Origin of the sequence: Curtobacterium herbarum (genome assembly GCF_016907335.1) — a bacterium.
GTDB classification, from domain to species: domain Bacteria; phylum Actinomycetota; class Actinomycetes; order Actinomycetales; family Microbacteriaceae; genus Curtobacterium; species Curtobacterium herbarum.
The window spans coordinates 2,409,348-2,433,584 of record NZ_JAFBBT010000001.1 but is presented as its reverse complement, the minus strand read 5'-3'; the positions used below and the strand labels follow the sequence as shown (position 1 = coordinate 2,433,584).

The following is a 24,237-nucleotide window of genomic DNA, read 5'->3' as shown; positions in this document are numbered from 1 at the left end:
TAGACTCGGGTACCACAGGCATCGATCCGGCCATCACCGGGGAGTCATCCGGAAGAACGCGGCACCCGACGGGGGCCGTCAGTAGAACCGGACGGGTTCGGGACCGTCACCATCCCCGACGCAGAGTGGTCACGAACAGGCGGTCGCGCCGGTCCGAGGCAAGCGAGGTGGTACCGCGGAGCGCAGGCTCCGTCCTCGTGGTCCAGTTCCACCGACCTCCAGGAGCCATCCGGTGCGTTACCCCCTGAACCGCGATCCCGCGAACGACCCGTCGTCGAACGGTGCGGACGGTGTCTCCCCGTCCCCGTCCTTCCCCGCGGTCGAGGACGGCATCCTCGCCTTCTGGAAGGGCGACGACACGTTCCGCGCCTCGATCGCGCAGCGCGAGGGCGCCGACGAGTGGACCTTCTACGACGGCCCGCCGTTCGCCAACGGCCTGCCGCACTACGGGCACCTGCTGACCGGCTACGCCAAGGACGTCTTCCCGCGCTACCAGACCATGCGCGGCAAGCAGGTGCACCGCCGCTTCGGCTGGGACACGCACGGCCTGCCCGCCGAACTCGAGGCGATGCGCCAGCTCGGCATCACCGAGAAGCACGAGATCGACGCCATGGGCATCGACGTCTTCAACGCGGCCGCCCGGAAGTCCGTGCTGCAGTACACCGACGAGTGGCAGCAGTACGTCACCCGGCAGGCGCGCTGGGTCGACTTCGAGGACGACTACAAGACCCTCGACGTCACCTTCATGGAGAGCGTCCTCTGGGCGTGGAAGAGCCTGTGGGACAAGGGCCTGGCGTACGAGGGCTTCCGCGTCCTGCCGTACTGCTGGAACGACCAGACCCCGCTGTCGAACCACGAGCTGCGCATGGACGACGACGTCTACAAGATGCGTCAGGACCAGTCCGTCACGGTCGCGTTCCCGCTGACGGGTGCCCGTGCGGACGCGCTCGGCCTGACCGGCGTCCGCGCCCTCGCCTGGACGACGACGCCGTGGACGCTGCCGACGAACGCCGCGCTCGCGGTCGGTCCGGAGATCGCCTACGCGGTCGTGCCGGCCGGGCCGGGAGGCGCGGCGGACGGTGGTAGCGCCGGTTCCGACTCGACTCTGCCCGCCCACTACCTGCTCGCCGCCGACACGGTGGCCGCGCACGCGAAGGACCTCGGGTACGAGTCCGCCGAGGCAGCAGTCGAGGCCGTCACCCGCACGATCGCGGGCCGGGAGCTCGACGGCGTCACCTACGAGCGCCTGTTCGACTTCCTGGCGGAGACCGAGGGCATGGAGAACGCCTGGACGATCCTGGTCGCCGAGTACGTCGAGACCGGTGAGGGCACCGGCATCGTCCACCAGGCCCCGGCCTACGGTGCCGACGACCAGGAGGTCTGCGCGGCCGCGGGCATCCCCGTGGTGCTCTCGCTCGACGACGGCGGGGTGTTCACGTCCCAGTTCGGCGAGGTCGCCGGCATGCTCTGGTCGGACGCGAACAAGCCGCTGACGAAGGCCGTGCGCGACGCCGGACGACTGCTCCGCCAGGCGTCCTACGAGCACAGCTACCCGCACTGCTGGCGCTGCCGCAAGCCCCTCATCTACAAGGCCGTCTCGTCGTGGTTCGTCCGCGTCACCGAGATCCGCGACCGCATGGGCGAGCTGAACCAGGACATCACCTGGGTGCCGGACAACGTGAAGGACGGCCAGTTCGGCAAGTGGGTCGGGAACGCCATCGACTGGTCGGTCTCCCGCAACCGGTACTTCGGCACGCCGATCCCGGTGTGGCAGTCCGACGACCCGGCGTACCCGCGCCAGGACGTCTACGGGTCGCTCGAGGAGATCGAGCGCGACTTCGGCCGCCTGCCGCTGAACGCCGAGGGGCAGGTCGACCTGCACCGGCCGTTCATCGACGACCTGACGCGCCCGAACCCCGACGACCCCACGGGGAACTCGACGATGCGCCGGATCACCGACGTGTTCGACGTCTGGTTCGACTCCGGGTCGATGCCGTACGCCCAGGTGCACTACCCGTTCGAGAACGCCGAGTGGTTCGACAGCCACAGCCCGGCCGACTTCATCGTCGAGTACATCGGGCAGACGCGTGGCTGGTTCTACGTCATGCACGTGCTGTCGACGGCGCTGTTCGACCGTCCGGCGTTCACGAACGTCATCAGCCACGGCATCGTGCTGGGCTCCGACGGCCAGAAGATGTCGAAGAGCCTGCGGAACTACCCGGACGTCTCCGAGGTCTTCGACCGCGACGGCGCCGACGCGATGCGCTGGTTCCTGATGTCCTCGTCGGTGATCCGCGGCGGCAACCTCGTCGTCACCGAGGAGGGGATCCGCCAGGGCGTCCGTGAGTTCCTGCTGCCGTTCTGGTCGACGTACTACTTCTTCACGCTGTACTCGAACGCGTCCGGGGCCGACGGCTACCAGGCGTCGCGCCGCACGGACAGCACCGACGTACTCGACCGGTACCTGCTCGCCAAGACCCGGGTGCTCGTCGCCGACGTCACGACGCACCTCGACGCGCTCGACACCCCGCTGGCCGCCCAGGCTGTCCGCGACTTCGCCGACGTGCTCACCAACTGGTACGTCCGCCGATCCCGCGACAAGTTCTGGGCCGGTGCGCAGTCCGCCCCGGAGGCCCGTGCCGCGTTCGACACGCTGTTCACGGTCCTCGAGACACTCGCCCGGGTGGCGGCGCCGCTGGCGCCGCTCGTCACAGAGGAGGTCTGGAAGGGCCTGACCGGCGACCGCAGCGTGCACCTGACCGACTGGCCGGACGCCGCCGAGTTCCCGGCGGACGACGCCCTCGTCCAGGCGATGGACCGGGTGCGGGAGGTCGCGTCGAAGGGCCTCGCGCTCCGGAAGTCGACCGGCAAGCGGGTCCGCCTGCCGTTGGCGACCCTGACGCTCGTCGTGCCGGACCCCGCCGCCGTCGAGCCGTTCGCGGACATCCTCCGCGACGAGCTCAACGTGAAGCGGGTGGTGCTCGAGGAGCAGGCCGAGGAGTCGTTGGCGCAGTACGGCATCGAGCGGAAGCTCACCGTCAACGCCCGTGCCGCCGGCCCGCGCATCGGCAAGGCCGTGCAGCAGGTGATCCCGGCCGCCAAGAAGGGCGACTGGGTGGCGACCGACACCGGCGTCACCGTCGGCGGCATCGACCTGGTCGAGGGCGAGTACACGCTCGACCTGACCGTGGCGGACGCCGCGACGGCCGTGGCGTTCCTCGACGGCGGCGGCTTCGTCGTCCTCGACACCGTCACGACGCCGGAGCTCGAGGCCGAGGGCCTGGCCCGCGACGTCGTCCGCGCCGTGCAGCAGGCCCGCCGTGACGCCGGACTCGACGTCGGCGACCGCATCACCCTGACGCTCCGGGTCTCGACCGCCGCCGCCGACGCGGTCCGGGCGCACGACCAGCTGATCGCCGGGGAGACCCTGGCGACGACGATCGACGTCGTCGCGACCGACTTCGCCGCGGACGACTCCGCGACCGAGGTCGGCGACGACGCGAAGGTGTCCGTGGAGGTGGCACGCGCATGAGCGAGAGCAACGAGTACGACGCGCACGACGACGACACGGACGACATCGCCCCCGACGGCATCGAGATCCCGGTCGGCCCGGCCGGCGACACCGCGCCCGGCGACGCCCTGCCCTACGGCGGTGACGACGACGAGGTCCAGCGCGTCGAGGCCGCCCTGTACGCCCGGGTCGGCGAGCAGGCACCGGAACGCCGGCTGACCGCGACCCGCCGTGCCGTCGAGCTCCTCGGCGACCCGCACCTGGCGTACCCGGTCATCCACATCACGGGCACGAACGGCAAGACGTCCACGGCCCGGATGACCGAGAGCATCGTCCGCGCCCACGGCCTGCGCACCGGCCTGATGACGAGCCCGCACCTGGTGTCCATCCGGGAACGCATCGTCATCGACGGCGAGCCCATCGAGCCGAGCCGCTTCGTCGAGAACTGGGACGACATCACCCCGATCCTCGAGATCACCGACGCCGAGCTCACCGCGAAGGGCGAGCTGCCGCTGACGTTCTTCGAGGCGCTGACCGTCCTGGCCCTGGCGTGCTTCGCCGAGGCACCGGTCGACGTCGCCGTGATCGAGGTCGGCATGGGCGGCGAGTGGGACTCCACCAACGTCGTGCAGAGCCAGGTGCAGGTCTTCACCCCGATCGCCATCGACCACGCGAAGCAGCTCGGCAACACCGTCGCCGAGATCGCGCGCACGAAGTCGGGCATCGTGAAGCCGTCCTCGTCGGTGGTGTCGAGCGCGCAGACGCCCGAGGCCCTCGCCGAACTCGAGCGGGCCGCCGAACTCACCGAGTCGACCCTCGCGGTCGAGGGAACGGCGTTCGGGGTCACCAGCGACACCCCGGCCGTCGGCGGGCAGCTCGTCAGCGTGCAGGGCATCGCCGGCACCTACGACGACCTGTTCGTGCCGCTGTTCGGCGCCCACCAGGCCCACAACGCGGCCGTCGCGATCGCCGCGGTCGAGTCGTTCCTCGGTCGGGGCAGCCAGGCGCTCGACGAGGACGTCCTCAGCGAAGGGCTCGCGAACGCCACGAGCCCGGGTCGGCTGCAGCCGATCGCGACCGGGCCGACCGTCGTGGTCGACGCGGCGCACAACCCGCACGGCGCGAAGGCCCTGGCCGACGCGCTGCCGGTGGCGTTCCCCTCCGACCACGTCGTGGGCGTCGTCGGGATCCTCCGCGACAAGGACGCCCGCGGATTCGTCCGCGCCCTGAAGGACACCGTCGCGACGTTCGTGGTGACGCAGCCGCCGGGGGAGCGGGCGCTCGACGCCGACGAGTTCGCCCGGGTCGTCGTCGACGAGGTCGGCAACGACCGGGTCGTCGTCGAGCCGTCGCTCGCCGGGGCCCTGCAGGAGGCCCGAGACCTGGCCGACGACGCCGACGCCGAGGACGCGATGGTCCTGGTCGCCGGCTCGATCGTCATGGTCGGCGCCGTGATGGAACTCGTGCACCGGGAAGGCGGGACGAAGTGACGGACGCGGGACGGGCCTCCCGGCCGCCGCGCGCACCCCGGACGCGCCGTCCGCGTCGCGACCGCGGGGCCCGCGAGAGCCTGCTGTCGATCACCCTGGTGCTCGAGGCGATCATGTTCTTCTTCCCGATGCTCGTCGTCTTCGGCAAGCACACCCTGCCGGCCGGGCTGGCCTTCGGGGGTGGGATCGCGGCGATCGTGATCCTGGCCCTGGCGTCCCGCCTGACCGGTTCCCGCGCCGGTGTATGGTTCGGATGGCTGCTGCAGGCGGCCATCCTCGCCACCGGGTTCATCGAGCCCTTCATGGTCGCGGTGGGCGTGGTGTTCCTGGCGCTGTGGGTGTTCTGCTTCGTCAAGGGCGGTCAGCTCGACCGCCAGAACGCCGCCCGCCGAGCCGCACTCGGCGAGGAATGACCCACCACCACCCCCGAACCGCAGGGAGTCCCGCTGTGTCCGAACTCGAAGAGACCCTCGTCCTCGTCAAGCCCGACGGCGTCGCCCGCCAGCTCACCGGTGAGATCCTCCGCCGGATCGAGGCCAAGGGCTACGAGATCGTCGACCTGAAGATGCTGACCGCGCCGCGCGACCTGCTCGACAGCCACTACGAGGAGCACCAGGGCAAGCCGTTCTTCGAGCCGCTCGTCGAGTTCATGCAGTCCGGTCCGGTCGTCGCCGTCCGTGTTGCGGGCAACGGCGTCATCGCCGGGTTCCGCTCGCTCGCCGGCACCACCGACCCGACCTCGGCTGCGCCGGGCACGATCCGTGGTGACCTGGGTCGCGACTGGGGCCTCAAGGTCCAGCAGAACCTGGTGCACGGCTCCGACTCCACCGAGTCCGCCACGCGTGAGCTCGGTCTCTGGTTCGCCTGAGCCGAGCTGCTCCGGCTGAGCCGAGCCGCGACGAGGAAGGCCCCCGCACTCTCGAGTGCGGGGGCCTTCCTCGTTGCGCCGGTGGCTCCTTGGCCGGTGGCTACTTGCTCGAGCCGCCGTGCTGCTCGACGAACGTGGCGAAGGAGCTGGTGTCACTCCACGCGGTGGTGTTGTCGGCGTTGTACTGCTTGCCGTTCACGATCACCGTGGGCGTGCCCGTGAGCTTGGGGACGTCGGAGTTGGCGAGCGGCTGGGTCAGGACGCGGTTCGTGGCGTCAGCGACCCAACCGGCGAACTTCTGGTCGGTGATGCACGACTGCACCTTCGCGTTCGTCGCGCCGGCCTTCTTCGCGATGTCGGCGAGCTTGTCGTTCGTCAGACCGCGGGTGTTCTCCGACGGCTGGTTCGCGTAGAAGGCGGTGTTGACGTCGAGGAAGGCGTCGGGGTCGTAGTTCGCGACACAGGCGGCTGCCGCAGCGGCACGAGTGGAGTACTTGGAGCCGAGCGAGGAACGGTCGAGCAGGTTGAAGGGGTGTACCTCGAGGGTGGCGGTGCCGTCCTTGACCCACTGCTTGATCTGGGTCATGTTGCCGGTCTCGAACTGGTTGCAGACGGGGCACATGTAGTCCTCGTACAGGGTGATGTTCGCGACCGAGTCGTCCTGCTTCGTCGCTGTCGGCTTGCCGCCCTCGGGGATGGCCTTCGTCTCGACGGGGACGATCTTGCCGCTCTTGCCCGTGAGCAGGATGCCGTCGCTCGCCATGTTCTTCGGTCCGGGCCCGACGGGCTGGATCGAGTTCGCGACCACGAGCACGACGATCGCCACGACCGCCAGGGCGCCGACGATGATGCCGCTGATCAGGAACGTCTTGTTCCGACGTCGGCGGGCCTGCTCCTTCTGGCGGGCCTCGCGGGCACGCTCGCGCGCGGCGTTGCGGCGCGCCTTCTTGCTCTCGTTGTCGCTCATCGGGATCGAGCGTAACGGCTCCGACCGCCGGGACCGGGTCGCTGCGCTGGGAAGACCCCAGGAATCAGGTGACACGTCACCGCGACGTGACCCTGCCGTGTTGCTGCCGAGCGGTCAGAGCGTTGTCAGGACGTTCGGGAACTCGACCAAGATCACCACGGCGATGAACAGGTAGTTCGCGAGCGGGAAGGCCCAGCAGAACGGCAGGAGCGCGCGGCCGACCCGACGTGCCCGGGCGCCGAACGGCAGGTTGCCCTTCGCGAGGTTCCAGATCGTGAACAGCCAGAAGAGTGGGATGGTCATCGCCCAGACGAGCATGCACCAGGGGCACAGGTACCCGATGAACCAGACGGTCTGCGTGAAGAGCCAGGTGACGAAGACCCAGGCCAGGAAGAGTCCGGAGTTGAACAGTGTCCAGAACCACTTCGTGCCGCGGAAGCCCGCCAGCAACACGACCCCGACGGCGATGGGAGCGACGAACCCCATGAGCCCGAGCAGTGGGTTGGGGAAGCCGAACAGATGTCCCTGCGCACTGGCCATCACGTTCGAGCAGTTCACGAACGGGCTGACGTCGCACGTCAGCACCTTCTTCGGGTTCTCGTACTTCGCGAACTCGTCCAGCACCAGGTTGAAGGCGGCGAAGAGCCCGACGGCGCCCGTCACGATCAGCAGGATCGCGACGGCGACCGGACGGCGGGGAGCAGTAGTCGTCGAACTCACGGCGTCATCTTCGCACGGGCCTCCCGACGTTCTCCGTGACCGCGTGCGATGATGGGTGCGTCACCCGGCCGATCCGGGTGACGACGAGAACTTGCCGGGCCACCGCCCGGACGTGATGGTGTTGTGACAGAGCACCGTGACCGGACGACGCGTCACCTCCGACGCCGAGCCGCCGTGAGCCGGGTGCCCACGACGACCGGGCGCGGACGAGAAGCCGATCGGTCACTGACAGCAGCGAGCGCGGGGGCGGAGTCGCCGCCCGCACCGATACGAGAGAGTTCCCGCCACCCTCGCGGGTGAGTGCGGGGTCGAGGAGTGCACCAGTCCATGGTGGAGCAGAACGAGAACCAGAACCAGAACACCGACGACGCGCCGAAGCGCCGGACCCGCCTGTTCGGCGGCCGTCGCGCCCGGTCCGGCGGCCTGGAGGCCCGTGACCCGTCCGACACGTCGACCGACGCCGTCGAGACGGTCGGCTCGGACGCGGCCGACGTGGCCCCCACTCCGACCGCGGACGCGGTCGACGTCGCCGAGGCGCTCGACGCCTCCGACGGCGCCGACGTGACGGACACCGCGGACGTCACCGACACGGCCGAGGCGGACGTCGAGGCAACCCCGGCCGAGTCGACGTCGGTCGACGCCGCGACCGTGGAGGTCGTCGTCGACACCACCTCGGGCGCGGGCACCGCGCCGGAGGACGTCAGCACCCTGACGGGCGACATCCCGGTCATCGACCAGGGCGCGGACCAGGGCGAGGCCACGCCGGCCGAGGCCACGGACGCCGCACCGACGACGGACGTGACCGACGCGTCGGACGCGGGACGGGCCTCCCGTCCGGAGGAGCCGACCGCACCGGCACCCGCCGAGCCGTTCGTCCCGAAGGCGACCAGCACGCTCAGCCTGATCTTCCACGCCCCGGTCCTGCCGGAGCTGCCCGCCCGCCCCGAGCGCGACCACGACCACGACCGTGACCGCGGCGACCGGTACGACCGTGCTGACCGGAACGAGCGTTCCGGCCGTGGCTCCCGGTCTGGTCGGAGCGACCGGTACGACCGTTCGGACCGGTTCGACCGCGACGACCGCGATGACCGGGACGACCGTCCGGAGCGCGACGAGCGCACCGACCGGGTCGAGCGTTCCGACCGAGCCGACCGCTGGGACGACGAGGACCGCGAGGAGCAGGGCGGCAGCCGTCGCCGCACCCGCCGCCGGGGGAGCAGCAGCGACCGCGAGCAGGCCGAACCGCGCCGGCGCGAGCCGGAGCTCATCACCGAGCCGCAGCGCATCAAGGGCTCCACGCGGCTCGAGGCGAAGAAGCAGCGCCGCCGTGACGGCCGTGACGCCGGACGCCGCCGCCAGGTCGTGACCGAGGACGAGTTCCTCGCCCGCCGCGAGAGCGTCGACCGCCAGATGATCGTTCGCTCGAGCTCCTCGACCATCGAGATCGGCGTGCTCGAGGACAACGTCCTCGCCGAGCACTACGTCACGAAGTCGCAGAACGTGTCGCTGATCGGCAACGTCTACCTCGGCAAGGTGCAGAACGTCCTGCCGTCGATGGAGGCCGCCTTCGTCGACATCGGTCGCGGGCGCAACGCCGTCCTGTACGCCGGCGAGGTCGACTGGAACTCCGTCGACACCAGCCACGGCCGCCGCATCGAGGCCGCGCTGAAGCCGGGCGACAAGGTCCTCGTGCAGGTCACGAAGGACCCGGTCGGCCACAAGGGTGCCCGTCTGACCAGCCAGGTGTCCCTGCCGGGCCGCTACCTGGTCTACGTGCCGAACGGCTCGATGAACGGGATCTCCCGCAAGCTGCCGGACACCGAGCGTGCCCGCCTCAAGAAGATCCTCAAGGAGGTCCTCCCCGAGCACGCGGGCGTCATCGTGCGCACCGCGGCCGAGGGCGCCACCGAGGACCAGCTGACCCGCGACGTGCAGCGCCTCACCAGCCAGTGGGAGGCCATCGAGAAGAAGGTCCAGAGCGGCCAGGCCCCGGTCATGCTGCACTCGGAGCCCGACCTGCTCGTCAAGATCGTCCGTGACGTCTTCAACGAGGACTTCACCAAGCTCATCATCGACGGCGAGTCCGCCCGCGAGACGATCGACGAGTACCTGTCGGCCGTCGCGCCGGACCTCAAGGACCGGGTCGAGCTCTACCAGGGCCCGGACTCGTTCGAGGAGCACCGGATCAACGAGCAGATCGAGAAGGCGCTCGACCGCAAGGTCTGGCTGCCCTCCGGTGGCTCGCTCGTGATCGACCGCACCGAGGCCATGACGGTCGTCGACGTGAACACCGGCAAGTTCGTCGGCTCCGGGGGCAACCTCGAGGAGACGGTCACGAAGAACAACCTCGAGGCCGCCGAGGAGCTCGTCCGGCAGCTGCGTCTGCGCGACATCGGCGGCATCATCGTCGTCGACTTCATCGACATGGTGCTCGAGGAGAACCGGGACCTCGTGCTCCGCCGTCTCATGGAGTGCCTGAGCCGCGACCGGACCAAGCACCAGGTGGCCGAGGTCACCTCGCTCGGTCTCGTGCAGATGACCCGCAAGAAGATCGGTGTCGGCCTGCGCGAGTCGCTCGACGAGGTCAACGCCAAGGTCAACGACAACAACGCCGACCCCGGCCCGACCAAGGGCCGTCGCAAGCCCCGCGGTGGCAACGGCAACGGCGGCACGAACGGCAACGCCCCCGCGGCCGAGCCGAAGTCGTCGCAGGCGCACCAGATCACCGACGACGTGAAGCACGCGCTGTCCCGGATCGCCGCGTCGACGATCCCGCACGAGGAGTCCGACGTGCCGGTCACCGGCATCGCCGGGGCCGTCGCGCCGGTCACGGCCACCTCTCCGACCTCGCCGGTCGCCCCGGCGGCCGAGGCACCCAGCGAGTCGACCGGTGGTTCGAAGCGTCGTCGTCGGCGCGGCAGCCGTGCCGGTGATGCGCAGCAGGCGTCGAGCGACGCGCAGCAGGGGTCGAACGATGCCCAGCAGTCGTCGAACGCCGCGCAGCAGCCGTCGACGGGTGCGCAGAGGGCGTCCGCTGACCGGCAGCACGCGCCGCTCGAGACGCCCGCTCCGGAGGCGGTGCTCCCGGCCACGACGACCGGTGTGCACACCCGGTCCGCACGGTCGGAGTCCGCACCGGCGCAGGCCGCTCCCGTCGTGGAGCAGCACGCCGCCGACGCAGCGCCGAAGGAGCGCCCCGCCGGTCGACGTCGGGCCAGCTCGTCGGCCACGGTCACGCCGGCCGACACCACCGTCGCCATCCTGGACATCCCGGTCGGGGTCGCCAAGCGCGAACCGCGTCGGGTGAGCGAGGAAGCGGCCGAGTCCCTCCTGGACTCGGTGCTGCAGGCGCTGCCGGAGCCGAAGCAGCCCGGTCAGGGGCGTGCGCGGTCGCGTCGCGTCTCCTCGGGCAGCATCAGCGCCCCGGCGGACCCGACGCCCACCGAGGGCGACGGCACCGTCATCCTCGGGCAGTGATGTGACGGACGAGCAACGTCCGGCTGGTCGTGGCCCGGTTCCGGGTCGCGACCAGCCCGGAGCCGGCTGGGGTGCGGTGCCGCCGCGCGCGGTGCCCCAGCCGGGCACGTCCGGACACGGCCCGACCGGGTCCGGCGCGGGCCGCACGCCCGTCGTGGTGCCCGGGGTGTCGACCCTGGCCACGACCGGTGCCGCCCTCGCGGTGGTCAGCGTCGTGTTGATCGAGTTCACGGCCGGCCTGATCGGTCTGCTCGGCACGAGCACGATCGTCGGGCCGTTCCGGAGCCACGGCGGCACGAGCCTCGTCGACGCCTTCGTGCAGACCGTCTTCGTCGCACGCGTCCCCTACTACCTGGCGGCCTTCCTGGCGCTGACGTTCCTGGTGCCCGTGGTCCCGCGCACACCGCTGCCCGTCGTGCTCCTGCGCGCCGTCCTGGCGGGCGCAGCGGGCACGGTGGCACTCGCCCTGGTCGGCATCGTCAGCGGGACGTACGACGCCGTCCGACAGGGGAACGCGGGGCAGGGGCTCGGCGGACTGCTCGTCCACGTCGTCACCACGCCGTTGCAGCTCGGGCTGCCGATGACCCTGATGCTCGTCGGCTCGGCGACGGCCGCGTGGCTGTGGCTCGGACGGCATCCGCGCTGAGCTCCGGCCAGCCCGACGACGGCGTGCGACACGCCGGTCCGGGTGTCGGCGGCGACCGTTCCGTCCGTCGCGTCGGCGGCGGTCAGCCGTCCGTCCGGGCAGCCGTCCGCTTGTCGCGCTGCGGGACCCGCAGGCCGCTGGCGATGAGGCGCAGCACCAGTTCCCGCCCGGTCACGGCCGAGGCCCCGGTGGCCACCAGTTCGGCGTACCGGTCCTGCGGCACGTCGTAGTGGTCGTGGTCGAACGCACGCCGCGAGATCCCCGCCCGGTCGGCGAAGGCGTGCAGTTCGTCGTAGGATGAGTCACTGACCAGGTGTGACCAGAGCGTGTCGTGCGCGGGCCAGGCCGGGGGATCGATCAACACGGTCATCCCTCGATCGTACGCGTGTCGGCGTTTGACCCGCCTGGTCGGATCGAGTATTCTCGATCCCTGGTGTCAGCGGGCCGTTCTGCCTGCGTCGCCGATCGTCCCGGGGTCACTCAGGACGCTCGCGCAGAAGTGGGCACCCGAGACTTCCCTCAAGCAGAGTTACGTAAGGATTCCACGTGGTTTACGCAGTAGTGCGCGCCGGCGGCCGTCAGGAGAAGGTCGAGGTCGGCTCGATCCTCACCATCGACCGCATCAAGGCCGACGACAATGGCAACATCGACCTCGCGCCGGTGCTCCTCGTGGACGGGGACAAGATCACCTCCGCCGCGTCCGAGCTCGCGAACGTGACGGTCACCGCCGAGGTCCTGGCCGACCTCCGCGGCCCGAAGGTCGTCATCCAGAAGTTCAAGAACAAGACCGGTTACAAGAAGCGCCAGGGCTTCCGCGCGGACCTCACGCGCGTCAAGGTCACCAAGATCGCATAGGCGGGAGCACAGACATGGCACACAAGAAGGGTGCGAGTTCCACTCGCAACGGTCGCGACTCGAACGCTCAGCGCCTCGGCGTGAAGCGCTTCGGTGGCGAGGTCGTCAACGCCGGTGAGATCATCATCCGCCAGCGCGGAACGCACTTCCACCCGGGCGCCAACGTCGGCCGCGGTGGCGACGACACGCTGTTCGCCCTCTCGGCCGGTGCGGTCGAGTTCGGTACCAAGGGTGGCCGCAAGGTCATCAACATCGTCAACGCGTAGTCGCTGACGACGAGCTTCACCGGGAGGGGCAGGCCACGCGCCTGCTCCTCCCTTGCTTTTCCCGAACACCACAACAGGAGTGACCCATGGCGACGTTCGTCGACCGCGTGACGCTGCACCTCTCAGCAGGCAACGGCGGCAACGGCTGTGTGTCCGTCCGTCGCGAGAAGTTCAAGCCCCTCGCGGGCCCCGACGGCGGCAACGGCGGTGACGGCGGCGACATCGTGCTCGTCTCCGACCCGCAGGTCACCACGCTCCTCGGCTACCACCGGTCGCCGCACCGCTCCAGCCGCAACGGCCAGCCCGGCATGGGCGACCACCGCAGCGGTGTGAGCGGCGACACGCTCGAGCTGCCCGTGCCCGTCGGCACCGTCGTCTACGACGAGAACGGCGACGTGCTCGCGGACCTCACCGAGCCGGGCATCCGCGTCGTCGTCGGTCCCGGCGGCCAGGGTGGCCTCGGCAACGCCGCGCTCGCGACGACGAAGCGCAAGGCCCCCGGCTTCGCGCTCCTCGGTACCGACGGGTGGAGCGGGGACGTCAGCCTCGAGCTGAAGACCATCGCCGACATCGCCCTGGTCGGCTACCCGAGCGCCGGCAAGTCCTCGCTGATCGCCGCCGTCTCGGCCGCGAAGCCGAAGATCGCCGACTACCCGTTCACCACGCTGACCCCGAACCTCGGCGTCGTCGAGTCCGGCAGCACGCGGTTCACCGTCGCCGACGTCCCCGGTCTGATCGAGGGTGCGTCCGAGGGCAAGGGGCTCGGCCTCGAGTTCCTCCGCCACGTCGAGCGCTGCGAAGCCCTGCTGCACGTGATCGACTGCGCCACGCTCGACGGTGGTCGCGACCCGATCAGCGACCTCGACGTGATCCTCCACGAACTCGAGCAGTACCCGGTCCCCGAGGGCCAGGTCCCACTGCTCGACCGCCCGCAGCTCATCGCCCTCAACAAGATCGACGTGCCGGACGCCGCCGAGCTCGCGGCCTTCGTGACCGCCGAGTTCGAGTCCCGCGGCTACCGCGTGTTCCCGATCTCCACCGCGTCGCACCAGGGTCTGCGTGAGCTCACCTTCGCACTGGCCGACGTGGTCGAGACGGCCCGCGCAGCCCGTGCCGCCGAGCCCGCCGTCGAGCGCATCGTGCTCCGCCCGAAGGCCGTCGACGAGAAGCCCTTCACGGTGCGTGCCGAGGGCGGCGAGGAGCACCGCTTCTACCGCGTCCGCGGTGGCAAGCCGGAGCGCTGGGTGCAGCAGACCGACTTCACCAACGAAGAGGCGATCGGCTACCTGGCCGACCGGCTCGCCAAGCTCGGGGTCGAGGACGGTCTGTTCAAGGCCGGTGCCGTCGCCGGGTCCACCGTCGTCATCGGTGGCGAGGGCGGCATGATCTTCGACTGGGAGCCGACCCTGACCTCCACCGCGGAACTCATCACGAGCGCGCGCGGCACGGACTCCCGACTCGACCTCAACGCCCGTCCGACGCGCAACGAGCGTCGATCGGATTACTTCGAGCGGATGGACGCCAAGGCCGCAGCCCGTGCCGAGCTCGAGCAGGAGCGCGTCGCCGGTCTGTGGGCGGACGACGACACCGCCGGGTCCGACGCGGTCGAGCAGACGACGCCCGAGCGCGACTGAGCGCCGTGGTCGGGCCGAACACCGTCGTGGAGCGCGCGGACATCCCGCGCGCCCGCCGGATCGTGGTCAAGGTCGGCTCGTCCTCCGTGAGCGGCGACAACGCGGCGCAGATCGGCCCGCTCGTCGACGCGCTGGTCGGCGCCTACCGACGCGGCACCGAGGTCGTGCTGGTGTCCTCCGGCGCGATCGCCACCGGGTTCCCGTTCCTGGGCCTCGAGGGTCGTCCGGAGGATCTCGCCACCCAGCAGGCCGCCGCGGCGACCGGGCAGGCCGTGCTGGTCTTCCGGTACCAGAAGGAGCTCGACCGGCACGGCGTGACCGCGGCGCAGGTGCTGCTCACCGCGGGCGACCTGCAGAACCCGACGCACCGGGTGAACGCCCGGCGGGCGATGAACCGGCTGCTGGAACTCCGGGTGCTGCCGATCGTCAACGAGAACGACACGGTCGCCACCCACGAGATCCGCTTCGGCGACAACGACCGGCTCGCGGCGCTCGTCGCCCGACAGGTCGAGGCGGACGCCCTGGTGTTGCTGTCCGACGTCGAGGCCCTCTACACGAAGCCGCCGGAGCAGCCCGGCGCCACCCGCATCGACGAGGTCCCCTTCGGCGACGAGCTCGCCGGTGTGACCTTCGGGTCGATCGGCGCAGCCGGCGTCGGGACAGGGGGAGCGGGCACCAAGGTCGCGGCCGCCCGCCTCGCGGCCGAGGCCGGCACGTCCGTGCTCGTCACGGCGACCGCGCTCGTCGAGCGCGCGCTCGGCGGCGAGCACGTCGGCACCTGGTTCCGGGCCGCACCACGCACCTGACGGTGGCTGCCGGGCGGACGGGAGGCACGCCTCCCGTCCGACACGCACCGCTGACCTAGGATCGGGTCATGTCGCTCACCGCTCCCGCGCAGGCCTCCGCGGCCATGCCCCTCGTCGACACGCTGACGGCTGCCCGGGCCGCCGCGACGGTGCTGGCGACCACGACGACGGCCGTCAAGGACGCCGCCCTGCGGGCGATCGCCCTCGAGCTGCGCGCCGGCACGGCGGAGATCGTCACCGCGAACCACGAGGACCTGGTGGCCGGCGAGGACAGCGGGCTCAGCTCGGGTCTGATCGACCGGTTGCGGCTCGACGTCGACCGGGTGGACGCGCTCGCGGACGCCGTCGAGCACGTCGTCGGTCTGACCGACCCGGTGGGGGAGCACGTCCGCGGCTCGGTGCTGCCGAACGGGCTGCAGCTGGCGCAGGTCCGGGTGCCGTTCGGCGTCGTCGGGGCCATCTACGAGGCACGCCCGAACGTGACGGTCGACATCGCCGCGCTGGCGCTGAAGTCCGGCAACGCGGTGGTCCTCCGCGGCGGGTCGGCGGCACAGCGCACCAACGCGGTGCTCGTCCGGCGGATCCAGGACGCCATCGCCTCGGTCGGACTGCCGCGGGAGCTCGTGCAGACGATCGACCCGCTCGGACGGGCCGGGGCGACCGAGCTCATGCGTGCCCGCGGCCTGGTCGACGTGCTCATCCCGCGGGGCAGCGCCTCGCTCATCCAGACCGTCGTCACCGAGTCGCAGGTTCCCGTCATCGAGACCGGTGCCGGCGTCGTGCACGTCTTCCTCGACGAGTCCGCACCGATCGACCGTGCCGTGGACATCGTCCTCAACAGCAAGGTCCAGCGGCCGAGCGTGTGCAACGCCCTCGAGACGCTGCTCGTGCACGAGCGGGCGGCCGAGCGCCTCCTGCCGGTGCTGGCGGACCGTCTCCGCGCCGCCGGGGTGACCCTGCGGGGCGATGACGCCACCCGAACCATCGTCCCCGGGGTGCTGCGGGCGACCGAGGCCGACTGGGCGACCGAGTCGATGGACCTCGACCTGTCGATCCGGGTCGTGCCGGACGTCGACGCGGCGATGGCGCACATCGCCCGGTGGTCGACCCACCACACCGAGTCGATCGTCACGAACGACGTCGACACGGCCGAGCACTTCCTGGCCGGCGTCGACTCCGCCGTGGTGATGGTGAACGCGTCGACGCGCTTCACCGACGGCGGGGAGTTCGGGTTCGGCGCCGAGGTCGGCATCTCCACGCAGAAGCTGCACGCGCGGGGCCCGATGGGGCTGCCCGAACTCACGAGCACCAAGTGGCTCGTGCGCGGGCAGGGACACATCCGCGGCTAGGATGGTCCGGAGTCTTCCTCGATCGATCGGAGCCCTGCCAGATGTCACTCCTCGCTGAGGCCGCAGAACACGCGGCCGGCGTCCCTGCGATCGTCTTCCCGATCGTCGCGGCCTGCGTCTTCACCCTCCTGGGCTTCGTCACGTGGAGCTTCCGCGACGTCGCCTACCGTCACTCGCACAAGTTCCAGGCCACCCGGCAGCACGAGACCGGTGTGGACGAGTTCGGCCACTCGAAGATCTGATCCGCCACCCGATGCTCGAGAGCACGGGTCGGCCGCGCATCGGGGTGATGGGCGGGACGTTCGACCCGATCCACCACGGTCACCTCGTGGCGGCGTCCGAGGTCGCCAAGCACTTCGACCTCGACGAGGTCGTGTTCGTCCCGACCGGCCAGCCGTACATGAAGTCCGGCGTCACCGACGCCGAACACCGGTACCTGATGACCGTGATCGCGACCGCGGCGAACCCGATGTTCACGGTCAGCCGCGTCGACATCGACCGGCCCGGCCCCACCTACACGGTGGACACCCTCCGCGACCTGCACGAGCAGCGGCCCGACGCCCAGCTCGTCTTCATCTCCGGAGCGGACGCGGTCCAGCAGATCGTCGACTGGAAGGACCACGACGGTCTCTGGGACCTGGCGCACTTCGTCGCCGTGACACGACCGGGCCACCAGCTGAGCATCACCGGACTCCCAGAACGGGACGTTAGTGTGCTCGAGGTCCCCGCGCTGGCGATCTCCTCGACCGACTGCCGTGACCGGGTACGGAGCGGGTTCCCCGTCTGGTACCTCGTGCCCGACGGTGTCGTCCAGTACATCTCGAAGCACCATCTGTATCGGAGCGTTGCATGAGTCCGTCCGACGCGCAGCCGCCGCTGTCGCGGCGTCAGATGCGTGAGCGCGAGCGCGCCGCCTCTGGCGGTGCCCAGCCCGCGACGCCGCCGCCGACCGTCGCCGCTGCCTCCACCACGCCGGAGGCCCGTCGTCGCCCCGGCTCGCACGTCGCGCCCGGCGCGGCGCCGGCTGCACAGGCGGCACCACGATCCGCCGGCTCGACGACCGGTGTGTCCGACGTTCCTCCTGGCTCCGCGGCCGAGATCGTCCCCGGTACCGGCGGCATGTCCCGCCGGCAGCTGCGACTGCTGCGTGAGGCGCAGCAGCAGGGCGGCCGTCCGGTCCCGCTGCAGAACCCGACCCCGCAGTCGTCCGACCGAACCGTGCAGGACGTCCTCGGCACGCTGACCGAACCGTCGTCGACGCCCGCTCCGGACGCGCAGGTGCCGCCGCTGTCGACGCCGGCGGAAGCCGCTGCGGCCGGCATCGGTGCGCAGTCCTCGCTCGTGCCCCTCGGGGTCGACTGGCCCACGGACGACCGGTCCGCAGACGCTGACGACGCGGGTGCACCGGGAACCGATGCGCCCGGAACCGATGCGCCCGGAACCGATGCACCCGGAGACGACGCTGCAGGTCCGGACGCTGCTGCCACCGCGGCTGGTGCTGCACCGACCGACGACGAGTCCTCGAACTGGCAGGACCCGAACCCGGAGATCTCGCACCTCGAGCCCGCCGCCGTCGAGCAGGCCACCGAGGCCGACGGTTCACCGGACGCCATCGAGCCCCTCGAAGAGGCCGCTGCGCACGGCGAAGAGCCCCGCCAGCACCGCACGACGTGGGCGCCGCACGACGCCGACCCCGACGCGATCATGGCCGCGGACGACGACGTCGCCGCACCGGCCACCGACCTGCCCGCGGCGACTCCCGGCGTGTTCCCGCTCGACCTGGACGACGACGACACGAACGAGGTCCCGGTCGTCGTCCCGGCGGACGCACCCGTCTCGCGTCCGGGCTCCGCTGCGCAGCCCGCGTCGTCCCCGAGCCCGGCGTCGTCTCCGAGCCAGGCGTCCTCCGACGCGCCGCGCGAGCCGAAGCCCGTGACGACGGCCTTCCAGCCGCCGGCCGGCCACTGGTCGACCTTCGCGCACGACTCGAACGACGCCGAGGTGCACGACGAGGAGACCGGCACGCGCCGGGTCGCCGAGTCGCACACGAACGCGCTGATCCTGCCGAACTCGGCGCTGGCCGACCCGACCGGTGCGCTGAACGCCACCGGCGAGGTCATCCTCACTGGGTCGATCGACCTGCCCGCCTCGCTGTCCTCGACCGGGTCGCACCGGCCGATCGACGGTGCCGAGGTCGACCGCCTGCTCGAGCAGCAGGACGAGCAGCCGGACACGGACGCCAGCCCGGTCCGCGCGAGCCGTGCCGTGTCGAGCCACACCTCGACGCGTCAGGTCGTGCTCGCCGCCGCCAAGCCGAAGGACTCGAAGACGCCGGTCGTGCTGGCCGTCGCCGCGAGTGCCGTGGGCGTGGTCGCGGCCGGTGTCATCGTCGTGGCGCTGGTCGCGACGAACTTCTTCGGCTCCTGAACGAGCCCCGCGCACTTCGGCCTCCCCACGAACTGGCCGCCGGGTCAGTGGTCTGGCCTATGATCGTGACCCATCATGAACATCCGGGCGACCGCGTCGGGATGACCACCGGAAGGAATCCGTGACCGCCTCCGCTCGCGCACTCGAACTGACGCAGATCGCCGCTCAAGCGGCTGACTCCAAGCAGGCCGAGGACCTCGTCGCCCTCGACGTCACCCGACCGCTCCAGCTCACCGACGTCTTCCTCCTCGCCACCGGCCGCAACGAGCGCAACGTGCTCGCCATCGCCGACGAGATCGAAGACCGCCTGCTCCAGGTCGGCGCCAAGCCGCTGCGCCGCGAAGGCCGGAGCGAGGGCCGCTGGGCGCTCATCGACTTCGGGGACATCGTCGTGCACGTGTTCCACGAGGAAGAACGCCAGTACTACTCCCTCGAGCGCCTCTGGTCGGACTGCCCGGTCATCCCGCTCGAACTGCCGGCCGACCAGACGCAGGCCGCCGAACAGTCGGCCTGACGCCGGCCACCAGCGCGACGCGCCCGGGTGGCGGTGACGATTTCGTCACCCGGTGTTCGCGTGGTGTACGCTGTACTGGTGCCTCCGGGGAACCGGGGGAACACGATCTGGCCTCCGGGTCGGTCGTTCTGGGTCTGTGGCGCAGCTGGTAGCGCACCTGCATGGCATGCAGGGGGTCAGGGGTTCGAGTCCCCTCAGATCCACCAAAACCCCCGTAGTTCCTCGGAACCGCGGGGGTTTCTTCGTGTGCGACCAAGAAAGTGCCGATGTATGCCCCGGTCGCGACCGGAAACATCCGGAGTTGGCCTCGGTCGGACCAGCCGGCGGCATCAGCGCCTCGGAACGAAACCTCCGGTGCCCGTGGTGCAGTGTTCGGTACGCAGCGCACAGGGGGATGCACGGACAGCCAGAGCACCCACGAAGTCATCGTTCGGTCCGGACTCGCCAGGCTGCACACAGTCCCCTCTCGCGGGGGTGTGCCGGATCACCAGTGTCGTTGACCGAGGCCCACCGCAGGCAATGCTGTGATGGTCTCGTAGGGTCCTGCCACGAACGCAGGATCGCCGATCGCGATGATCGTGTGCCCGTGCCTCACTGCGGTCAGTACCTCGCGTCCGAGGATGTGCGTGTTCCGTGCGGCGAGCGGGGTTGCATCGATGACGATCGTGCCTTCCGCCCACGTGGCGGCGGCGACTGCTGCGGCGACGTCCTGGCGCGTGTGTTCGGGGGCGCCATCGCCTGCGTTGGCGAGTGCGTCGTGCAGCGTGGTGATGAGGTCGGCTGTTTCCGAGTCCGTGGTGGAGTGTCGTGCGATGCCGTCGGTGTGGCGTGCGTCGTAGTAGAGGGTCGTGCCGGTGGTGATGCCACCGGCACGACCGCCCCCTTCCCATGCGTAGCCGGCCGTCTCGTAGGGTCCGTCCGGGACACGCTGGATCAGTGCGCCGCCGAAGGCGTTGAACTCTGCGGTGGTGTCCGGGATGGTCGTGCGCGGGGCGCTGTTGCGGCTGGCGTGCATGGGTGTTGGTCCTTACTTGGTGTAGGTCGCCAGCGGCTGGCCCGATGTGCAGTCCAGCAGTGGCGTTTCGACGGTGCCACCGGCGAGAGCGTGGACCTTCTGGCCCTTGCTCGCTTGGATCTCCGTGGTGCGGGTGGCGTACCAGGTCAGCGGGGTCCGCGGCAGTCCGTTGAGGTTGTACGCGAGGATGTCGTGCGGCGCGTCGACGACGACGTTCCACTTGTGTCCGAGCGAGGGGCCGTCCCACGGATAGATCGTGTAGCCGGTCTTGAACTCGGTCTTCGACAGCCACTCGACGTACGACGTGCCACAGTCGCCCGTCACCGTGTCGTCCACGTGAACTCCGCCTGCAGCGGTGATCGTCTTGGTCGGGGCGCCCTTCTTGTAGAGCGGCGTTGCCCCGGTGAAGCTCCCCGCGGGGGTTCCGGCCGGCACGGCGTACTGGTACCCATCCGAGGTCGTACGCACGTCGTAGCCGTACTTCGCGGCACGAGCCGAGTTGTACCCATCGAACGTCATGGGAACCGTGATGGTGGTCCCCACCGCAGCACCCGGGTCCGTGGTCACCGCGGCGGTCGCTGGGGCGGCCATCCCCATCACGCTCAGCGCGGCGGCGGTACTTGCCATGACCGCCAGAACGAACTTCTTTCGCATTTGATTCCCACCCATCTGAGGCCCCGACACTTCATCCCGGTGTCGGGCAATCTTCTGCAGGGGAGCGCCCGACGCTCGAACCTCGTTCCCCCCGCGCTCCGAACTTTCCTCCGTGCTGACCGGCAGAACTAGTCAGCACAAGTGCGGACGGGTTTGGGTACGTTGAAATCTTTGCAAGCACGAAGGAATACGAGGTTTGACATTGCCAGGTTGAATCCATCACTTTCAAGTGTGGTGCGACGTGACACATTCTTTGGAGCGCTCTTTCGCTTGCTTATCGGCGGCCGAACCTCTGTTTGGTGGAGCTTGAGGCGGTGTCCGCGCTGCTCGGTGCAGACCCCACCTTCCGCCGCTGCATGACCGTCGGTGCATCTGGCTGCGGGCTTTCGTCGTTCCACTGTTCCGGCTCGGATGCCGCAGCGGCCTCGTCGAGGGATCGCTCCCCGATACGCTGAGCGCATGAGCAGCGCTGCACCCCGGTCCGGAACCCAGACGTCCATCGCCGCCGGCGGGTACACCGCCGACATCGCGAGCGTCGGAGCCACCCTCCGGGCGCTGCGGCACGACGGTCGGGACCTCGTCACCACGTTCGACGCCGACGCGGTCCGCCCGGTCTTCCGCGGCGCCGTCCTCGCCCCGTGGCCGAACCGTGTCGTCGACGGCCGCTACACCTTCGACGGGGTCGAGCACGAGCTCGCGCTGACCGAGCCGAAGCGGTCGCACGCCCTGCACGGCCTCGTGGCCTGGACCGACTTCACCGTGCTCGAGCAGGACGCCGACCGCGTCGTCCTCACCACCACCGTGCAGCCGCAGGAGGGCTACCCCGCCCGCGTCGAGGTCCGGGTCGAGTACCGCCTGGACGCCGACGGCCTGCACACCACCATCACCGGCACGAACACCGGGGACGACCGTGCTCCGTGGGGGACCGGGCCGCACCCCTACCTCGTCGCCGGCGCCGGCACGGTCGACGACTGGACGCTGACGCTCCCCGCGGCCGAGGTGCTCGAGGTCACCGAGGACCGGCTCATCCCGACCGGTCTGGTGCCCGTGCACGACGAGTTCGACCTCCGCCAGCCGACGACCATCGGCAGCCGGTTCATCGACCACGCCTTCACCGGCTTCGACCGTGACGCCGACGGGACCGCTGCCGTCACCGTGACCGCGGCCGACGGGCACGGCGTCCGGGTCGCCTTCGGCACCGACTGCGGGTGGGCGCAGGTGCACACCGCCGACCACGTCGTCCCCGAGTACCACCGCTCCGGCCTCGCCGTCGAGCCGATGACGTGCGCCCCGAACGCCTTCAACGCCGACGCCTTCGCCGCCGACGTCGACGCCGGCCTCGTCGTGCTCGAGCCCGGCGCCGCACACGCCGCCACGTGGACGATCTCGGCGGTCTGAGCGTCACGCCGGACCGTGCCGCGGGCTCACCGCGGATCGTGGTCCAGCGGGTCGCCGACGTCCGCGACCTCGGCGAGCTCGCCCACAGCCGGTCCGCCGACCTGGTGTGGCTCGACTCCGCGCTGCCGTCAGGCTCGCCTGCGACGGCTGCGCGTCGTGCGGCGTGGTCGGTCCTCGCGGTGTCGGACGGCCCCTTCGCCGCCCGGCTCCGGCACCAGGACCGGGTCGCCCACGTCACCGTGTCCGGGCCGGCCGCCCGGTGGTTCGGACCGAGCCGGACCGAGGACCGCCCGGCCTTCGCCGTCCTCGACGACCTGCTGCGTGCCACCCCGTCCCTCGACGAGCCGGTGCCGGGGTGCGCGTTCGCCCTCGGCTGGGTGGGGTTCCTCGGCTACGAACTCGGCCGCGAGGTCGACGGACCCGACCGCACCGCCGACGGACACGCCGACGCCGACCTCCGCTTCGTCGACCGGGCCGTTCTGGTGCACGCGGACGGTCCCGCGTGGGCGATCGCGCTCGTGGACGACGACGCGCCCAGGGAGTCGCGGGCGAACCGGGCGTGGCTGGCGGAGGTGCGCGCGTCGACGACGTCGGACGACCTGACGGGGGCACGCCCGGGCCTCCCGGCTGGCGGCACGTCCGTCGCCGGGCGCGTCTCGGAGGCCCCGGACCGCGTCCCGGTGGCCCCTGGCCGCGCCCGGGAGGCCCGTGGCCGCGTCCGCCGCACCGCCTACGAACACGCCGTGGACGCGTGCCGACACGAGATCCGCGAGGGCAACGCCTTCCAGGTGTGCCTGACGACCGCCTTCGCGGTGCCGGAGGCGGAGCCGGACGGGCCGCTCGGCCGCGACGGCGACCGGTACCTGGCGGAGTACCGACGCGTGCGAGCGGGTGACCCGGTGCCGTTCGGCGCCTACCTGCGCTGGGGCGACCTGCGGATCGCCAGCCGCTCGCCGGAACGGTTCCTCCGCATCGACGCCGACGGGGGCGTGCTCGCCGAACCGATCAAGGGCACCCGTCCCCGCCACCCGGACCCGGCGGCGGACGCCGCGACACGCGCGGAGCTCGTCGACAGTGCGAAGGACCGTGCCGAGAACGTGATGATCGTCGACCTGCTGCGGAACGACCTGCTGCGGACGGCGCGCCCGGGCACGGTGCACGTGCAGCGGCTCTGCGACGTCGAATCGTACGCCAGCGTGCACCAGCTGGTGTCGACGGTCGCCGGGGTGCTGCCGGAGGGGGCCTCCCGGGCCGAGGTGGTGCGGGCCGCGTTCCCGCCGGGGTCGATGACCGGCGCGCCGAAGCGCAGTGCGGCGGCGATCGCGGACCGTCTCGAGGGAGCGCCACGCGGGGTGTACTCGGGGGCGATCGGCTACTTCTCGGCGAGTGGGGCGGTCGATCTGTCGGTGGCGATCCGGACACTGGTGACGGTGCTGCACCCGGACGGCAGCGTCCGGCGTCGGTCGCTCGGGGCCGGTGGTGCGGTGACGTGGGCCTCCACGGCGGCGGACGAGGCGGACGAGGTCGAGACGAAGACCCGGTCGGTGCTCGGCGGGATCGGTGCCGCGGCGCACTGGTAGTCGAGGCTTCCTGACCGGTCGAACAGGTGTTCGACCAGTTGTCCACCGGATGTCGGTGCC

The 24,237-nt window shown here is 70.9% G+C and carries 22 protein-coding genes and 1 tRNA gene; 18 read left to right on the top strand and 5 right to left on the bottom strand.

The features are described from left to right. Positions 1-232: 232 nt before the first annotated feature. From ileS to ndk, 4 genes are read left to right on the top strand one after another with little or no spacing between them, the layout of a single operon-like run. Positions 233-3,532 (top strand): isoleucine--tRNA ligase, encoded by a 3,300-nt coding sequence (gene ileS, locus JOD51_RS11565; protein WP_204608572.1) that lies wholly within the window; start codon positions 233-235, stop codon positions 3,530-3,532. Next, a complete protein-coding gene (locus JOD51_RS11560) occupies positions 3,529-5,001 on the top strand; it encodes a bifunctional folylpolyglutamate synthase/dihydrofolate synthase (RefSeq protein WP_204608569.1) in 1,473 nt (490 codons plus the stop codon). Before ileS ends, JOD51_RS11560 begins: the two co-directional genes overlap by 4 nt. After that, on the top strand, positions 4,998-5,414 hold the full coding sequence (locus JOD51_RS11555; RefSeq protein ID WP_204608566.1) for a DUF4233 domain-containing protein: 417 nt from the start codon (positions 4,998-5,000) through the stop codon (positions 5,412-5,414). Before JOD51_RS11560 ends, JOD51_RS11555 begins: the two co-directional genes overlap by 4 nt. Positions 5,415-5,449: 35 nt before the next feature. Continuing rightward, entirely contained in the window at positions 5,450-5,869 is a 420-nt protein-coding gene (gene ndk / locus JOD51_RS11550) for a nucleoside-diphosphate kinase (RefSeq protein ID WP_307839465.1), read from the top strand. A gap of 100 nt (positions 5,870-5,969) precedes the next feature. Here ndk and JOD51_RS11545 read toward each other — a convergent pair whose 3' ends face one another. After that, a complete protein-coding gene (locus JOD51_RS11545; protein ID WP_204608560.1) occupies positions 5,970-6,836 on the bottom strand; it encodes a DsbA family protein in 867 nt (288 codons plus the stop codon). A 114-nt stretch (positions 6,837-6,950) separates the two neighbouring features. After that, positions 6,951-7,556: a vitamin K epoxide reductase family protein gene (locus JOD51_RS11540; protein ID WP_204608557.1), complete on the bottom strand. Its 606-nt coding sequence runs from the start codon at positions 7,554-7,556 to the stop codon at positions 6,951-6,953. A gap of 327 nt (positions 7,557-7,883) precedes the next feature. On the opposite strand from JOD51_RS11540, the gene JOD51_RS11535 reads away from it, so the two are divergent. After that, a complete protein-coding gene (locus tag JOD51_RS11535) occupies positions 7,884-11,033 on the top strand; it encodes an Rne/Rng family ribonuclease (protein WP_204608554.1) in 3,150 nt (1,049 codons plus the stop codon). 166 nt (positions 11,034-11,199) lie between these two features. Next, on the top strand, positions 11,200-11,679 hold the full coding sequence (locus JOD51_RS11530) for a hypothetical protein (RefSeq protein ID WP_204608552.1): 480 nt from the start codon (positions 11,200-11,202) through the stop codon (positions 11,677-11,679). An 82-nt stretch (positions 11,680-11,761) separates the two neighbouring features. On the opposite strand, the gene JOD51_RS11525 is transcribed toward JOD51_RS11530, so the two are convergent. Continuing rightward, positions 11,762-12,049, bottom strand: a complete 288-nt coding sequence (locus JOD51_RS11525) for a DUF4031 domain-containing protein (RefSeq protein WP_204608549.1) — start codon at positions 12,047-12,049, stop codon at positions 11,762-11,764. Between the two features lie 176 nt (positions 12,050-12,225). On the opposite strand from JOD51_RS11525, the gene rplU reads away from it, so the two are divergent. The 10 genes from rplU to JOD51_RS11475 all read left to right on the top strand — a co-directional run bounded on the left by rplU (position 12,226) and on the right by JOD51_RS11475 (position 19,736). Continuing rightward, positions 12,226-12,534 (top strand): 50S ribosomal protein L21, encoded by a 309-nt coding sequence (rplU, locus tag JOD51_RS11520; protein ID WP_204608547.1) that lies wholly within the window; start codon positions 12,226-12,228, stop codon positions 12,532-12,534. 14 nt (positions 12,535-12,548) lie between these two features. After that, on the top strand, positions 12,549-12,800 hold the full coding sequence (gene rpmA, locus JOD51_RS11515) for a 50S ribosomal protein L27 (RefSeq protein WP_110903977.1): 252 nt from the start codon (positions 12,549-12,551) through the stop codon (positions 12,798-12,800). A gap of 86 nt (positions 12,801-12,886) precedes the next feature. Next, a complete protein-coding gene (gene obgE / locus JOD51_RS11510) occupies positions 12,887-14,434 on the top strand; it encodes a GTPase ObgE (RefSeq protein WP_204608544.1) in 1,548 nt (515 codons plus the stop codon). Positions 14,435-14,439: 5 nt separating this feature from the next. After that, positions 14,440-15,240 carry a glutamate 5-kinase gene (proB, locus tag JOD51_RS11505; protein ID WP_259557884.1) on the top strand — a complete coding sequence of 267 codons (801 nt, stop codon included), beginning with the start codon at positions 14,440-14,442 and terminating at the stop codon, positions 15,238-15,240. A gap of 68 nt (positions 15,241-15,308) precedes the next feature. Then, the gene (locus tag JOD51_RS11500; protein WP_204608541.1) at positions 15,309-16,589 is read left to right on the top strand and encodes a glutamate-5-semialdehyde dehydrogenase; all 1,281 of its coding nucleotides are present in this window, start codon (positions 15,309-15,311) and stop codon (positions 16,587-16,589) included. A gap of 41 nt (positions 16,590-16,630) precedes the next feature. Further along, positions 16,631-16,831: a hypothetical protein gene (locus tag JOD51_RS11495; RefSeq protein ID WP_110903974.1), complete on the top strand. Its 201-nt coding sequence runs from the start codon at positions 16,631-16,633 to the stop codon at positions 16,829-16,831. Between the two features lie 11 nt (positions 16,832-16,842). Then, a complete protein-coding gene (nadD, locus tag JOD51_RS11490; protein WP_204608538.1) occupies positions 16,843-17,442 on the top strand; it encodes a nicotinate-nucleotide adenylyltransferase in 600 nt (199 codons plus the stop codon). Beyond that, positions 17,439-19,016, top strand: a complete 1,578-nt coding sequence (locus tag JOD51_RS11485; protein ID WP_204608535.1) for a hypothetical protein — start codon at positions 17,439-17,441, stop codon at positions 19,014-19,016. The genes nadD and JOD51_RS11485 overlap by 4 nt, the downstream gene beginning before the upstream one ends. 121 nt (positions 19,017-19,137) lie before the next feature. After that, complete coding sequence (gene rsfS, locus JOD51_RS11480) at positions 19,138-19,530, top strand: ribosome silencing factor (RefSeq protein WP_204608532.1); 393 nt, start codon at positions 19,138-19,140, stop codon at positions 19,528-19,530. A gap of 130 nt (positions 19,531-19,660) precedes the next feature. Continuing rightward, a tRNA-Ala gene (locus JOD51_RS11475) sits at positions 19,661-19,736 on the top strand. 278 nt (positions 19,737-20,014) lie between these two features. Here JOD51_RS11475 and JOD51_RS11470 read toward each other — a convergent pair. Together JOD51_RS11470 and JOD51_RS11465 are read right to left on the bottom strand one after the other, a co-directional pair. Beyond that, entirely contained in the window at positions 20,015-20,545 is a 531-nt protein-coding gene (locus JOD51_RS11470; protein ID WP_204608519.1) for a hypothetical protein, read from the bottom strand. Positions 20,546-20,557: 12 nt separating this feature from the next. Continuing rightward, positions 20,558-21,199 (bottom strand): hypothetical protein, encoded by a 642-nt coding sequence (locus tag JOD51_RS11465; RefSeq protein WP_204608517.1) that lies wholly within the window; start codon positions 21,197-21,199, stop codon positions 20,558-20,560. 459 nt (positions 21,200-21,658) lie between these two features. Here JOD51_RS11465 and JOD51_RS11460 point away from each other — a divergent pair, with 459 nt between their 5' ends. Together JOD51_RS11460 and JOD51_RS17570 are read left to right on the top strand one after the other, a co-directional pair. Beyond that, a complete protein-coding gene (locus JOD51_RS11460) occupies positions 21,659-22,597 on the top strand; it encodes an aldose 1-epimerase family protein (RefSeq protein WP_204608515.1) in 939 nt (312 codons plus the stop codon). Then, positions 22,576-24,177 carry an anthranilate synthase component I family protein gene (locus JOD51_RS17570; protein WP_204608513.1) on the top strand — a complete coding sequence of 534 codons (1,602 nt, stop codon included), beginning with the start codon at positions 22,576-22,578 and terminating at the stop codon, positions 24,175-24,177. Before JOD51_RS11460 ends, JOD51_RS17570 begins: the two co-directional genes overlap by 22 nt. The last annotated feature ends 60 nt before the right edge of the window (positions 24,178-24,237 follow it).

What these genes read in the sequence shown, in the direction of transcription:
- JOD51_RS11465 (WP_204608517.1), bottom strand. Translation starts at nt 21,199, where the DNA reads ATGCGAAAGAAGTTCGTTCTGGCGGTCATGGCAAGTACCGCCGCCGCG.
- JOD51_RS11470 (WP_204608519.1), bottom strand. Translation starts at nt 20,545, where the DNA reads ATGCACGCCAGCCGCAACAGCGCCCCGCGCACGACCATCCCGGACACC.
- JOD51_RS11525 (WP_204608549.1), bottom strand. Translation starts at nt 12,049, where the DNA reads ATGACCGTGTTGATCGATCCCCCGGCCTGGCCCGCGCACGACACGCTC.
- JOD51_RS11500 (WP_204608541.1), top strand. Translation starts at nt 15,309, where the DNA reads ATGTCGCTCACCGCTCCCGCGCAGGCCTCCGCGGCCATGCCCCTCGTC.
- JOD51_RS11560 (WP_204608569.1), top strand. Translation starts at nt 3,529, where the DNA reads ATGAGCGAGAGCAACGAGTACGACGCGCACGACGACGACACGGACGAC.
- JOD51_RS11535 (WP_204608554.1), top strand. Translation starts at nt 7,884, where the DNA reads ATGGTGGAGCAGAACGAGAACCAGAACCAGAACACCGACGACGCGCCG.
- JOD51_RS11460 (WP_204608515.1), top strand. Translation starts at nt 21,659, where the DNA reads ATGAGCAGCGCTGCACCCCGGTCCGGAACCCAGACGTCCATCGCCGCC.
- JOD51_RS11545 (WP_204608560.1), bottom strand. Translation starts at nt 6,836, where the DNA reads ATGAGCGACAACGAGAGCAAGAAGGCGCGCCGCAACGCCGCGCGCGAG.
- JOD51_RS11485 (WP_204608535.1), top strand. Translation starts at nt 17,439, where the DNA reads ATGAGTCCGTCCGACGCGCAGCCGCCGCTGTCGCGGCGTCAGATGCGT.
- nadD (WP_204608538.1), top strand. Translation starts at nt 16,843, where the DNA reads ATGCTCGAGAGCACGGGTCGGCCGCGCATCGGGGTGATGGGCGGGACG.
- JOD51_RS11495 (WP_110903974.1), top strand. Translation starts at nt 16,631, where the DNA reads ATGTCACTCCTCGCTGAGGCCGCAGAACACGCGGCCGGCGTCCCTGCG.
- obgE (WP_204608544.1), top strand. Translation starts at nt 12,887, where the DNA reads ATGGCGACGTTCGTCGACCGCGTGACGCTGCACCTCTCAGCAGGCAAC.
- rpmA (WP_110903977.1), top strand. Translation starts at nt 12,549, where the DNA reads ATGGCACACAAGAAGGGTGCGAGTTCCACTCGCAACGGTCGCGACTCG.